The following is a 14222-nucleotide window of genomic DNA, read 5'->3' as shown; positions in this document are numbered from 1 at the left end:
TTTTTATTTCACAAGAATCTTATTCTCTTTCCAGAGAATATATGCCGCTCTGATCCAGTTTTTCAGGGATTTCTGCATTTTCATATCCAGCATTTCTCTGCTATCCGCAAAGCCGATACATCCTGGATACTGCGGATAAAATCCAATAAATTTTCCATCAGCCCCATTCTTTATCTCATAATCTTCTTCAAACAAAGTCTCGCAAAATGCGTCTTCTTCAAGTATTCCTTCATCATATAGCCGACACAGTCCGTCCATACTCTTCGGGTACAAGTTCTTTTCCATATTTCCCAGACCGGTACAGCTCACTTTTTCACGTTTATCCACAATCTCTCCACTTCGTTCCCATTCTCTGTAGATATCCAGAAAATCCGCTCCATCTATACCGTATATTGTTTTCATAAACTCCACATACTGTAATACAGGCTTTTTCAAGTCCGTATTGTTCTGTATTATGACGCAAAGCTGTGCAATTGCTTTTCCCCAGTCCTTATTCATTTTTTCTCCTCCACACGTCCATACAAAAAAACTTTCACCGTTAGCTTTTCCTTTGTGCTATAGCGGCAAATGTTTCCTTATTACGAAACATTATAACGAAATTCCTCGATATCATCAATACATAGATGTTTCTTTATTACGAAATATCAGGATATGGGGATAATTATGATACAGAAAATCAGAATGGACATGAGCATTGGCAGCAACATCCAGAAGATGCGCTACCAGAATAAACTCACACAGGAGCAGGTAATTGCCCGCATGAATCTGATGGGTCTCCCAATCTCCAAAAGCAGCTATGCCAAGATTGAAACCAACCGCATGAACATCAAGGTAAGCGAGTTGATGGCACTGGCAGATATCTTTCACTGCGAAGTGGGGGACTTTTTCAAAGATCTGATTAAATTAAAATAATTTTTTCGTTCTTTTTTGCTTCTTATAATTTTCTCTTTTTCCTTAGTCCATTATGGACTTCTGTCATCAAATTTCTACGTTATTGGAACATTACGGAGTAATTTCCTATTACATAAAAAACAGACACTACCTGTTTGCACACAGATAATGTCTGTTATATCAAAACTGATCTAAATTCTTACGGTCGCCGTATCGACTTCCGCCGATGTTTCTTTGCTTCGTAGAGAAACTGATCTGCTGTCGCGATCACCTGCTGAATATCCGTCTGCGGCCCGGAGCAAAACTCAGCGATTCCGAGAGAGATCTCCACCAGAAACGGTTTATCTGATTTTTCATTAAAATATATGCAGGCGTCTTTCACACGTTTACGGAATGTTTCCTGATACCCTTCTTCGGTACATTTCAGAAGAATCAGAAATTCATCTCCACCCACACGCGCCAGAACGTCATCGCTTCGAATGCATCCTCTCAGAATCTCCGCCACACTTCGAAGTGCAAAGTTTCCTGCCGGATGTCCCCAGTTATCATTGATCTCTTTCAGATGGTCAAGATCTCCGCAGATCATATAAGCACGCTGTTCCTGTTCTTCATGACAGATTTTTTTTGCTTCTTCTGTAAATCCTCTGAGATTCAAAAGGCCAGTCAGCTCGTCATTCGCAGACATGATACCCAGAATCCGATTACGTTCCCGGATCACCTCAAGGTCTTTCGTCATCTCACGGCGTCTCGCCGCTTCTGCCTTACTTATTTCAAGATAGCGGAGAGAAAGCCCGATCTGCAGACTGATCACATAGAAGAACGGAAATTCTTCCTGCTGAATATCACATGCCAGTAAGCCGTACTGTCTTTCGCCGGAAAACAGCAAAAAAATCATAAACTGATGTCTCTCTCCATCCTCCATAAGCTGACAGATTCCACCTTCTTTTGAAACCGACGGACGGTCATAAAGATGAAATGCATCTACTTCTTCTTTTTTGTAATATGCTGCAAGACGCAGATTCTCCGGACATTTCCACTCCTCATCTTTGCGATAGACAACAGGCTCGTCCAAAAGGAAAAGATAAGTACATTTAGTCCGAAGTTCCCGCATATTTTCCATCGCTTCCAAAAGAAAAGCATGTTCATCATCCATGCAGTCATTTAAATTTCGTGCAAGAGACGGAATAAACCAGGACTTTCTCTGAAAATTGATCAGTTCCAGTTTCATATTTGTAATGGTACGGTTTAATTTATGTATCTGATCGACAAGATTCAGTGGTGTATTCTGTGTTTTGCCGTTTTTTTCCTGACATCCACAGGACTCCCTGACACACAGAGAAATCGGGACACGTCTTGACAGTGCATCCTTTCCGTCAAGCTTATAAATCAGATCGTAGACCGCCATTCTGCCCATCAGAACACCATCCTGCACAACAGTTGTAAGTGCAGGATCCATGCCCGATGCTCGCTCGCAGTCATCAAATCCGGTGATCAGGATATCTTTTCCTACTTTCAGTCCACGCTTTTCACATACACGGTAACCGGCAAATGCCATTTCATCGTTGGCAAATACAATTGCCTCGGCATTCGGATTATCATCAAGAAGCTGATCTACCTGACGGTCAATAAACTCGGAATAATCACCCTGTGCAATCATCTTGTCACTGACCGGAAGATGATATCTTTCCATCATTTCAAAATAGGTGGCTTTTCGCTCTTTTGCATCGGTATTCTGTGCCGGTCCGGATACAAAAAGAATATTGCTGCAATGATGTTCCTCAATCAGGTGCACCATAACCAGCCGGATTCCCTGTTTGTTGTCACAGATCAGCGAATGGCAGTTTGGCTCATGCACGATTTCTGTGAGAAATACTGTCGGAATGGAATTAAATTTCAATGCAAACTGCTCGGCGCTTTCGTTTTTCAGCTGAAGTCCGAGTGTACCATAATTGATGATCAGACCATCAAGTCCACCAATCAGACTGTAATCGTGAATTGTATTAAATTGATAGTCAAAAGAATTCTTATGTGTTCCGCCAAGCATATCCTCGAAAAAGTCTTTTGTCTGCGTTCCGAGAAAAAAACAGACATTGACATCCAGTTCTTCTGCTGCCTCTGCAATTCCAAGAATGTGTTCCTTCGGAAAGTATGTATGTACACCACCAATCAGAATTCCAATAGTATATCGCTTATGTTCTTTCATGTCAGATACCTCTCTGAATGAATATACACACATTTTTGTATATTATACCAGTAAATCGTCGATCTGACCAGTAGATATTTAGTACTTTTTAGCACTATAATACGAGACCGGAAATTTGAACTTTGATTGGAAATGAAATGTTTTTGTAATAATTTGGAATTTTCATGTGGCATTCTGCTGTGAAAGATGTGTTTAAGATGTGAAATGTTACATGTTTGTTACAAAATTAAAATGAAAGTGTTGATTATTTACGAAAATGTGTTATACTTAGCGTACAAAATATTTAAGAGGTGTTATTTTATGAAAAGCAAAAAAGTTCTTTCACTGCTTCTTGCATGTGCAGTGACCGTATCTATGGGAACAACCGTATTTGCTTCCACAGAAGATCAGATTGCAGCAGCACAGGAACAGAAGCAGGAGGCGCAGGCAGGACTTGCTCAGGCACAGGCGAACATCAGTGATCTGGAAAGCAAGAAACAGGAACTTGAATCCTACCTGTCAGAACTGAATACTCAATATACAGAACTTACAGACAGTATTTCACAGCTTAGTGTAGAAGCCGCTGAAAAAGAAGAAGAACTGAAAAATGTGCAGGCGGAGCTTGAAAAAGCAAAACAGGATGCACAGGATCAGTATGAAGCCATGAAGATCCGTATTAAATATATGTACGAAAATGGCGGAAGCTCAATGCTTGAGCTCCTTCTTTCTTCGAACAACCTTTCAGATTTCTTAAATGAAGCAAGCAACATCGCTTCTATTTCTACATATGACAGAAATATGCTTAAGAAATATGAAGAAACACAGGAAGCAATCAAAACTCAGGAGGCACAGGTGGCGGAAGAATCTACTTCCATCAGCAATCTTCTTACAGAAAAAAGCTCCAAGCAGCAGGAAGTTCAGAATCTGGTATCCACTACCAACGATAATATCAGTTCCTATGTAAACCAGATCAGTGCAAGTCAGGAAGAGGCAAGTGCACTGATGGCACAGGTAAACAGTGCAGACAGCAGCATTTCACAGTTGATGGAACAGGCAGAGCAGGAACGTGCAGCAGAGGAAGCTGCGGCTGAAGCGGCTGTGGCAGCTTCAGCCGCAGCCCGGGATACAGAAGATACTGGTGCAGCTGATGAAGGCGACAGTTCTGAGGAAGCGACAACAGATGCAGAAGAAATTTCTACAGACGATAGCAGCTCTGAATCTTCTGATGCGACGGAGGATACATCCGGTGCAGAAGACAGCAGCACTTCAGACGATACATCTGCGGATACTTCATCCGCTGAGGACACATCTTCAGACAGTTCTGACAGCAGTTCTTCCGATTCCGGTTCTTCCAGCCAGGGAACATACCTTGGAAACTTTATGCTGACAGGATATTGTAACTGCGCACAGTGCTGCGGAACAGCAGGAAATGCAACAGCAAGCGGTGTTATGCCAACAGCAGGACATACCGTAGCAATGGCTGGTGTACCTTTTGGAACACAGCTTCTGATCAATGGTACTGTTTATACCGTAGAAGACCTTGGAACTCCTTATGGACATGTTGATATTTACTGCGGCAGCCATAGCGAGGCACTGAGCTTCGGATTACAGTATGCAGATGTGTACCAGTTAAACTAAAGGGGAATTTAATATATACAGAGAACTTGCCACTTTGGCATAAAAACAGCAGACCATGAAGGTCTGCTGTTTTGCGTTACGTTATTTTAGAGATATGGTGTACCGGGGATTTCCGGATATGAACCCATACCGATCAGAAGCTCCAGGCCAACCTGACGTGCCTCAAGTACAGCTGCCTTAACTGCGCTGGCATCGCCGGAAATACCAAGGATCACTTCATTGGAATGACTGGTTCCGATACTTGGTGTCATATAGCAGGTAATATTTACTGCTGATGCCTTCATTGCGGTATCTGCCATTACAAGACCGATTGCAGCCGGGGAACCCGCCATGAATCCGAATGCTTCACCGGGAACTGCATGAAATGCATTCTGTAATGCAGCGCCAGCACTGGCTGAGTAAGTAAACTCCAGATGACCGGACTCACTGATATAAAGTTCACCGGCATTTTTCTTTGTAAGTTCCAGTGCCAGTTCAATCGCATGCCGTACATCTGAAACATCATTACCACCAATCACGATATAGTTTCCGTGGCCACCCCAGCCTTTGGTATCACGCGGAAATTCGATGGAAAGCACATCCGTATTGGTTGCTTTGACCGCATCATCGATCGCTGTGATCTGTCCTGCCGCGCCTGTCCTTGAGCTGAAAAGTCCGAGCGCATGATACCTGGTACCCACATTCATTTCTTTTAATAATGTATCATCAATTCCGGAAATCACCAGTCCAATCGTGTCAAGAACGGTGGTCCCCACAAATTCTGTCCGTGTACAATGTGTACTGATACTTTTTACATCAATCATGAGAAAACTCCTTTCTGTTCTGATGTTCATATCGAATCATCCTGAACAGATCTTTGATATAAATATAACGTATTATGTACTCGTTTGCAAGAAAGAACACCGACAAAACATGTGTTGAATGTACTTTTAAATTTTTTTTAAAAAATCTCAAAAAAGTTGTTGACATTTGCATTTCACTATAATATAATATGTCTTGCGTCAAGCGACGAAGCAAAATCAAATAACGAAGTGTGGCTCAGTTTGGTAGAGCGCTGCGTTCGGGACGCAGAGGCCGCAGGTTCAAATCCTGTCACTTCGACTACTTGGCAGGGGCGCCGAAAGCTTTAGAGATAAGGCTTTCGGTGTTTTTTTGCGTTGGCATAAAAAGCATCAAAATTCATCTAGTCACTGCATCGAAATCAGATGATTCTGGTATGACTAACTCAAACCAAAGCCAACATACCGGCACCGTTCTAACACAAGCACCTCCGGTCAGTATTAACACGCCAATCGTATTTATAATTTTCCACATAGAAAAAAATACCCGGACGGGAAACATCTCTCACTTCAATTGTAAGTAATTTTCTCCATCCGGGCATACCTTCTCTTTATTTTATTGTTTTTGTATTTTCTTTATTTAATCCCAGCCCATACCTTCTGTTCCGGTTTACTCTGCTGCTTCAACTGCTTCGGCAGGTTCTGCATCCAACATCTCCTGATATTTGCCGAGGATCAGTGTCTGGATCATGTCTCTCGTACCGGAATTGATCGGATGAGCAATGTCTCTGTACTCTCCGTCTGTGGCCTTGCGGCTCGGCATAGCGATAAACAGTCCTTTTTCGCCTTCGATCACTTTGATATCATGAACTACAAATTCCTCATCAATCGTGATAGAAACAACTGCTTTCATCTTTCCCTCTTTTGCTACTTTTCTTACACGTACGTCTGTAATATTCATCGTGTCTGCCCCTTTCATTTTCATACGCATTTATGAGTTCGCATTATAATGCGTATCTCTCATTTTTCTCAACGACGATTTTAATCTCGTTTTCGCCGCAGTAGCAGGAATTCGCACGAATGGTATCCCTGCTCTCAACAATACAGTTCTCGATACGTGTATTGTCCCCAATATAAACATTATTAAGAATCACAGAGTTCTTAATCACACAGTTGTTGCCTACATAGACATCCTTAAACAAAACAGAATTCTCGACGGTTCCGTTGATGATCGATCCGCTTGAAACAAGACTGTTTTTAACAACTGCCCCCGGATTATATTTAGCCGGTGGAAGATCGTCAATCTTGGTCTTGATCGACGGTTCCTGCTTAAAGAAATAATTCCGGATATCATGCCGCAGGAAATCCATGTTGGTACGATAGTATGCTTCTGCAGTAGAAATATTGCTCCAGTAAGCATCTGTCTTGTATCCGTAGATTCTCTTGAGATTTTTGTAACGGATCAGAATATCGTTTACAAAATCATGTCTGCCTTCAAGTGCCGCGCGCTCCAGAAGCTCGATCAGCTGTCTTCTTCGTACTACGTAGATACCGGTAGAAATTGTATTATAGGAAGAAACGATTGGTTTTTCTTCGAACTCTACGATTCTGTCGTCATCATTCATACGTACCACACCAAAGCGTTCTACTTCTTTCTGATCTTCGCAGGTGGTGCAGACGACAGTGATATCCGCACGCTTTGCGATATGATACTCAAGCACTTTATTATAATCCATCCGGTATATACAGTCACCGGATGCGATAACTACATATGGTTCATGACTTTCTTTCAGAAAATCAATGTTCTGATAGATGGCATCTGCTGTTCCCTGATACCACAGGCCATTGTCCTTCGTGATCGTAGGTGTAAATACAAACAGACCGCCCTGTTTACGTCCAAAATCCCACCATTTCGAGGAGCTTAAATGTTCATTCAGTGAACGGGCATTGTACTGTGTCAGTACAGCGACCTTCTGAATATGAGAATTCGCCATATTACTCAGTACAAAATCAATACTGCGGTAACTTCCCGCTACAGGCATCGCTGCGATAGCCCTCTTATCCGACAGTTCTCTCATACGGCTGTTGTTTCCGCCAGCCAGAATAATACCTATTGCTCTCATGCCTGCTCACCATCCTTTGCTTTGATCACCTGTCCGCTCTCCAGGATTCCTCCCGGATAATCTTCTGCTGTAGTCACCCCGGATATGGCAGTATTTCTACCTATTTTTACATTATCAGGAATTACACTCCGTTCTCCGACTGTCGCCAGACCAAATGCATAAACTGCCGGTTTCAGTACGTTTGCTGCTTCTTCTCCGAAGCCCAGTGTAACTTTATTTCCGATCACAACATCCTCTGCTACGATTGCCTTATCAAGAACAGTATCTTCCCCGATCTGCGAATTACGCATGATGATCGAATCCCGCACAACAGTACCCCTGCCGATCACTACGTTCGGCCCGATCACAGAATGATATACTTCACCATAGATCTCGGCGCCTTCTCCAATCAGACACTGGTCTGTCACGGCATCCTCAGCAATATACTGTGGTGGAATAATGTCTCCCTTTGTATAGATTTTCCAGAATTCTTCGTACAAATTGAATTCCGGAATGATATCGATCAGTTCCATATTTGCTTCCCAGTAAGATCCCAGTGTGCCGACATCTTTCCAGTAGCCGTTATATTCGTAGGCAAAAAGTCTCTGTCCTTTGTCCTTACAATAAGGAAGGATATGCTTGCCAAAATCGCAACTGCTCTGATCTTTCAGCGCGATCAGTGCTTCTTTGAGCACCGGCCAGCTGAATATGTAGATACCCATGGAAGCAAGATTACTGCTCGGTTTCTCCGGTTTTTCTTCGAACTCCGTCACGCGTCCTGTCTCATCTGTAACCATGATGCCGAAGCGGCTTGCTTCTTCTATCGGAACCGGCATACAGGCAATCGTTATGTCAGCCTTGTTTGCTTTGTGATAGTTCAGCATAACTTCATAATCCATTTTATAAATATGATCTCCCGAGAGAATCAGTACATAATCCGGATTGTACTGCTGCATATAATCCAGATTCTGAAAAATTGCATTGGCCGTCCCGGTATACCATTCGCTGTTGGTACTCTTTTCATATGGAGGAAGTACGGTCACACCGCCCTCGTTTCTGTCCAGATCCCACGGAATACCAATGCCGATATGGGTGTTCAGCCGCAACGGCTGATACTGTGTCAGAACACCGACTGTATCGATTCCTGAATTGATACAGTTACTCAACGGAAAATCAATAATGCGATATTTCCCACCAAAAGCGACTGCTGGTTTTGCTACTTTTTGTGTCAATACGCCCAGTCTGCTGCCCTGACCGCCAGCTAAAAGCATGGCAATCATTTCTTTCTTCATCATCGCGCAATCACCTCTTGTATATTATGATGTCCCATTATACCATACTTCCAAATATTAGTGAACATTTTTTACAAATAATTTGTGAGTATTTCATTTTTTTTATATCTATTGCACACGTTTTTGTTTCATACCGTTTCAATATGTTTGTTTTTATGTGCATTTTCGACAATTTTCATCATTCTGTTTCAGAACAAATGCACAGTAATACCCCCAAAAGTAACACTTTTCATTTTTAGCCGACCGCGTTATAATAGAAATATTAAAGATAAGGAGATTATATTATGTATCAGATAGACTTCCATAAACCGCTCTCTATCCATTTTATCGGTATTGGCGGTATCAGTATGAGCGGACTTGCTGAAATACTTCTGGAAGAGGGTTTCACAATTTCCGGTTCTGACTCCAAGAAAAGCCCCCTGACCAGTCTTCTGGAAAGCAAAGGTGCAAAGATCTACTATGGTCAGCGCGCTTCCAATATTTCCGATTCTGTTCAGGTTGTTGTTTATACAGCTGCCATCCATCCGGACAACCCGGAATTCGCCTGCGCGAAGGAAAAAGGTCTCCCGATGCTGACAAGAGCCCAGCTTCTCGGACAGATCATGCGTAACTACGATACTTCTATCGCAGTTGCTGGTACACATGGAAAGACCACAACCACTTCTATGCTGTCACACATTCTTCTGAAGGGCGAATGCGACCCGACGATCAGTGTCGGCGGTATCCTTCCTGCAATTGGCGGCAATATCCGTGTCGGACAGTCCGAGACCTTCCTGACAGAAGCATGTGAATACACCAACAGCTTCCTCAGCTTTTTCCCGACACTCGGAATCATTTTAAATATGGATGCCGACCATCTGGATTTCTTTAAGGATATTGATGACATCCGTCATTCTTTCCGTAAATTTGCAGAGCTTCTTCCTGCTGACGGTGCGCTCATCATCAATGCAGATACACCGAAATACGAAATGGTTGCCGAAAACCTTCCATGTAAAGTGATCACCTACGGTCTTGAACACGATGCTGAGTATACCGCTTCTGACATCACTTATGACGAATTCGGACATCCGACTTTCCATGTTCTTCATAATGGCGAAGACATCGGTACCTGTTCCCTGAAAGTACCGGGCATCCACAACGTATCCAATGCCCTCGCTTCCATCGCAGCAGGCAGACTTCTTGGTCTTGATAATGAAGTGATCTTCGCCGGACTGAAAGATTTCGGTGGTACAGACCGTCGTTTCCAGTACAAGGGCAAAGTCGGTGAAGTCACCATCATTGATGACTACGCACACCATCCGACAGAGATCGAGGCTACACTTCATGCAGCACATAATTATCCACACAAAAAGATCTGGTGTGTCTTCCAGCCTCACACTTATACACGTACAAAAGCTCTGCTTCCGGAATTTGCAAAGGCTCTGACACTTGCGGATCACGTAGTCCTTGCAGATATTTATGCAGCGCGCGAAACCGATAACCTCGGAATTTCCTCTGCAGATCTTCAGAAACATATCAGGGAACTCGGCACTCCGTGCGAATATTTCCCGACTTTCGATGAAATTGAAAACTTTTTACTCGAAAATTGTACACAGGGCGACCTGTTGATAACTATGGGGGCCGGAGACGTTGTAAACATTGGCGAACAGCTCCTTGGCAAATAAGTTATCCACATTATCCACATGTTTATACACATTTTTTACCGTGTATGACATGTGGATTTTTTCTGCCATTTTACTTTACATAATATCCTGTCGATTTATCGCAATTTTCGCGGAAATACAACAAACTTCGTCATTTTATGAGGTTACAAATAATTTACGACAAAATTCGATTTCCACATTATCCACATTATCCACATTTCTTTGTGGAAATCTCCTGTAGAAAAATACCCTATTCTCATTTGAAAAATCTTGTGCTATAATCCTAGTGTTCCAGATATACCGCTGTTTACGCGGTACCCGTAATGTCTGTTCACGCAGATATTTTCGTTTAGAAAGCGAGCGATCTATCATGTCAATGATCACATTACATAACACCTCCCATCCGGAGGTAACAATATTATCTAATACATTTATCGACAATTATATGCCGGAGGCCAATGGAGAATTTGTAAAAGTTTATATCTATCTTTTACGTGCCCTTTCCAGTGCTCCGGTTTCTTTCAGTCTGGAGCAGATGGCTGACCGGCTTCTCTGTACAGAACGCGACATTCTCCGCGCGCTGAAATACTGGGCAAAGCAGGAGCTTCTGACTCTCGATTTTACAGACAATAATAAATTATGCGGGATTGCCCTGCTCGCCCCTTCCGCTACGCCTTCTGACAGCGCTGCGGCAGAGATCAGCGGCACTGCCGAACCGGTTCCGACAAAAGCATCTGCAAATCCGTCTTCTGCCCGCCCGGAAGCGCTTACTCCGGAGCGTGTAAGTGAACTCAAACAAAACGAGGACATCATCCAGCTTCTTTACGTTGCCGAACAGTATCTCGGTAAGACCCTCTCTCCTACAGAGGTTCAGAAGCTTTTGTTTTTCTATGACGGCCTTGGTATGTCCGTAGACCTGATCGACTATCTGATCGAGTACTGCGTCGGACACAATCACAAGAGCATCCGCTACATCGAAAAGGTTGCTCTTGCCTGGGCACAGGAAGGCATCACATCCGTTGAAGAGGCAAAACAGTCCGGTTCCCGATATAATAAGGATTATTTTTCCATTCTGAAGGCACTGGGCATCACCAACCGTAATCCGGTCGAGACAGAAATCACACTGATGGACACCTGGCTCAAGACCTATGGTTTTTCCATGGAGATCATTCAGGAGGCATGTAACCGAACCGTCCTCCAGACCGGACAGGCAAGTTTCCAGTACACCGACAAGATTCTTGAAGGCTGGAAGCAGAAAGAGGTCCGCACGATGGACGACATCCGTTCTCTGGACAGCGCACACAGGAAAAAATGTCAGGAAAAAAAGGCTGCCCGAGACTCCCGTCCGGCACCGGCATCCAACAACCGATTCAACAATTTCCAGCAGCGTGAATATAATTTCGACGAATACGAAAAGCACCTGCTGAACCAGTAAAAGGAGAAAACCGTGGCACTGCAGAATTTTCAGTACGATATTATCATGAGAGAGTATAACCGCCGCCAGTCTCAGGTACAGCATGACCTTGAAGAACGCCGTGCCGAGGCTTTTGCACGTGTGCCGAGGCTTCTGGAGATTGACAGTGAAGTAGCAGCTTTAAGCGCGCAGAAAGCCCGTTCTCTGCTTCAGGGTGAGCCTGGATCTGTCGACGACCTTAAGAAAGATGTGGCTGCGCTCTCTGCTGAACGCCGTTCCCTTCTTAAGAAAAACGGTTTTTCCGAAGATTATCTTGAACCGCATTACTTCTGTCCGATCTGTCAGGACACGGGATATACTGGTGGTCAGAAATGCACCTGTTTTAAGAAAGCTGAGATCGAATTGCTCTATACACAGTCCAATCTCACCGAGATTCTCAAAAAAGAGAACTTTGAACACTTTTCTTTTGACTGGTATTCTGATACAATAAAAAATGAAGCTACCGGACTGACTGCCCGCGAGACCGCCAAACGTGCTTACGATGCCGCAGTAAACTTTGTCCGGGATTTTGATACACGCTCACAAAACCTGTTTCTGTACGGCAGCACCGGAGTCGGAAAGACCTTCCTCTCACACTGCATAGCCAATGCTCTTCTTGAAAGCGCACATTGTGTTCTTTACTTTTCTGCATTTGACCTGTTTGACCGTCTGGCGCAGACAGCTTTCTCGAAGAAACCCGAGACAGATATGGGCGATGATTTTATTTTTAACTGCGATCTTCTTATTATAGATGATCTCGGGACTGAACTGACCAACAGTTTTGTTTCGTCGCAGCTGTTCCTGTGTATTAACGAGCGTATCGCACGCCGCAAATCCACGATCATTTCGACGAACCTGAAACTGGAAGACTTTTCAGCCACCTATTCCGAGAGAACTTTTTCCCGGATAGCAAGCAATTATCAGATGTTGAAACTTATTGGCAAAGATATCCGAATCCAGAAAATATTTTTAGGAGGAAAATAAACGATGGCACAGCTTAACAGCAAAGAACTGACAACACTTCCGGTAGGCAGACTTGGACTGATTCCCCTCCAGAGTTGCCGCCCACTTGGCGAGAAAGTTGACGAGTGGCTTGTACAATGGAGAAAAGAACGCATCAGCCCTGAATTAGATTCTTTTGCATTTGAGGGATACAGACGTGATTCTTACATCGTTGATGTCAAAACACCACGTTTTGGTTCCGGTGAAGGTAAAGGTGAGATCGGTGAATCCGTCCGTGGTGACGATATTTACCTTATGGTGGATGTATGCAACCACAGTCTTTCCTACAGAATCAGCGGTTTCACAAACCTGATGTCCCCGGATGATCACTTCCAGGATCTGAAGCGTGCCATTGCTGCAATCGGCGGCAAAGCCCGCAGAATCAATGTCATCATGCCGTATCTCTATGAAAGCCGCCAGAGCAAACGTGTCGGCCGCGAATCTCTCGACTGTGCTTCCGCACTTCAGGAGCTCACCGGCATGGGTGTAGAGAATATCATTACATTTGATGCACACGATGCCCGTGTACAGAACGCAACTCCTCTTCACGGATTCGAGACGATCCAGCCGTCATATCAGTTTATAAAAGCCCTTCTCCACAATGTGGAAGGTCTTCATATTGACAATGACCATTTCATGATCATCAGCCCGGACGAGGGAAGCATGCGCAGAGCCATCTATCTTGCCAACGTCCTTGGTGTGGACATGGGTATGTACTACCGCCGTCTTGACTACAGCAAAATGGTCAAAGGCCGTCATCCGATCGCAGCTTACGAGTTCCTCGGACCAAAGCTTGAAGGCAAAGATGTCATCCTGATCGATGATATGATTTCTTCCGGTAAGAGCATCCTTGAGATCGCATCTCTTCTTAAGAAACGCGGCGCCGGCAAGATCTTTATCTGTACCACTTTCGGTCTCTTCACCGAAGGAATGGAAAAATTTGACGAAGCTTACCAGAACGGTATCTTTGATAAACTTCTTACTACAAACCTTGTTTATCAGACACCGGAGCTTCTCTCCAAACCGTATTACATCACATGCGATATGAGCAAATACATCGCACTGATCATTGATACACTGAATCATGATATGTCTGTCAGCCACCTTCTGAACCCTGCAGACAGAATCAAACGTTGTGTCAGCAACTATATGGCTCAGTACGAGAAATAATTTTTCAGATATCCCGGTCAGCAGTTTATGCAGCCGGATATTTGACGACAGAAAACCCCTGCAGAATCTC

12 protein-coding genes and 1 tRNA gene are annotated in these 14222 nt (G+C 43.8%); 7 read left to right on the top strand and 6 right to left on the bottom strand.

Annotation, left to right across the window (positions count from 1 at the left end; all coding sequences use genetic code 11):
• Positions 1-3: 3 nt before the first annotated feature.
• Positions 4-498: a hypothetical protein gene (locus DWW86_RS08615; RefSeq protein WP_117942839.1), complete on the bottom strand. Its 495-nt coding sequence runs from the start codon at positions 496-498 to the stop codon at positions 4-6.
• A gap of 165 nt (positions 499-663) precedes the next feature.
• On the opposite strand from DWW86_RS08615, the gene DWW86_RS08610 reads away from it, so the two are divergent.
• Positions 664-912: a helix-turn-helix domain-containing protein gene (locus DWW86_RS08610; protein ID WP_200793048.1), complete on the top strand. Its 249-nt coding sequence runs from the start codon at positions 664-666 to the stop codon at positions 910-912.
• 178 nt (positions 913-1090) lie between these two features.
• On the opposite strand, the gene DWW86_RS08605 is transcribed toward DWW86_RS08610, so the two are convergent.
• A complete protein-coding gene (locus DWW86_RS08605) occupies positions 1091-3094 on the bottom strand; it encodes a diguanylate cyclase domain-containing protein (protein ID WP_117942838.1) in 2004 nt (667 codons plus the stop codon).
• 300 nt (positions 3095-3394) lie between these two features.
• Between DWW86_RS08605 and DWW86_RS08600 the strand changes: the two genes are divergently transcribed.
• Entirely contained in the window at positions 3395-4711 is a 1317-nt protein-coding gene (locus tag DWW86_RS08600; RefSeq protein WP_117942837.1) for a PcsB-like coiled-coil domain-containing protein, read from the top strand.
• Positions 4712-4797: 86 nt separating this feature from the next.
• Here DWW86_RS08600 and pduB read toward each other — a convergent pair whose 3' ends face one another.
• A complete protein-coding gene (gene pduB / locus DWW86_RS08595; protein ID WP_331475160.1) occupies positions 4798-5544 on the bottom strand; it encodes a microcompartment protein PduB in 747 nt (248 codons plus the stop codon).
• A 194-nt stretch (positions 5545-5738) separates the two neighbouring features.
• On the opposite strand from pduB, the gene DWW86_RS08590 reads away from it, so the two are divergent.
• Positions 5739-5812, top strand: a tRNA-Pro gene (locus tag DWW86_RS08590).
• A gap of 348 nt (positions 5813-6160) precedes the next feature.
• Here the strand turns inward: DWW86_RS08590 and spoVG are convergent.
• The 3 genes from spoVG to DWW86_RS08575 are packed head-to-tail and all read right to left on the bottom strand — an operon-like array spanning position 6161 to position 8887.
• Positions 6161-6451, bottom strand: a complete 291-nt coding sequence (gene spoVG / locus DWW86_RS08585) for a septation regulator SpoVG (protein WP_072523440.1) — start codon at positions 6449-6451, stop codon at positions 6161-6163.
• Positions 6452-6494: 43 nt separating this feature from the next.
• Positions 6495-7613: a glucose-1-phosphate adenylyltransferase subunit GlgD gene (gene glgD, locus DWW86_RS08580; protein WP_072522815.1), complete on the bottom strand. Its 1119-nt coding sequence runs from the start codon at positions 7611-7613 to the stop codon at positions 6495-6497.
• Entirely contained in the window at positions 7610-8887 is a 1278-nt protein-coding gene (locus DWW86_RS08575) for a glucose-1-phosphate adenylyltransferase (RefSeq protein WP_117942836.1), read from the bottom strand. Before DWW86_RS08575 ends, glgD begins: the two co-directional genes overlap by 4 nt.
• Positions 8888-9168: 281 nt before the next feature.
• Between DWW86_RS08575 and murC the strand changes: the two genes are divergently transcribed.
• The 4 genes from murC (at position 9169) to DWW86_RS08555 (ending at position 14152) form a co-directional block, all read left to right on the top strand.
• Entirely contained in the window at positions 9169-10548 is a 1380-nt protein-coding gene (murC, locus tag DWW86_RS08570) for a UDP-N-acetylmuramate--L-alanine ligase (protein ID WP_072522813.1), read from the top strand.
• Positions 10549-10897: 349 nt separating this feature from the next.
• On the top strand, positions 10898-11962 hold the full coding sequence (locus DWW86_RS08565) for a DnaD domain protein (protein WP_117942835.1): 1065 nt from the start codon (positions 10898-10900) through the stop codon (positions 11960-11962).
• Between the two features lie 12 nt (positions 11963-11974).
• Positions 11975-12964, top strand: a complete 990-nt coding sequence (locus DWW86_RS08560) for an ATP-binding protein (protein WP_072522811.1) — start codon at positions 11975-11977, stop codon at positions 12962-12964.
• A gap of 3 nt (positions 12965-12967) precedes the next feature.
• Positions 12968-14152 carry a ribose-phosphate pyrophosphokinase gene (locus tag DWW86_RS08555; RefSeq protein ID WP_072522810.1) on the top strand — a complete coding sequence of 395 codons (1185 nt, stop codon included), beginning with the start codon at positions 12968-12970 and terminating at the stop codon, positions 14150-14152.
• Positions 14153-14222 lie beyond the last annotated feature (70 nt).

It is taken from the genome of Ruminococcus sp. AF17-22AC, assembly GCF_003460065.1.
In the GTDB taxonomy this organism is placed as follows: Bacteria; Bacillota; Clostridia; order Lachnospirales; family Lachnospiraceae; genus Blautia_A.
Note: the sequence above shows the minus strand (reverse complement) of the source record. Positions and strands in the feature narration are given on the sequence as shown.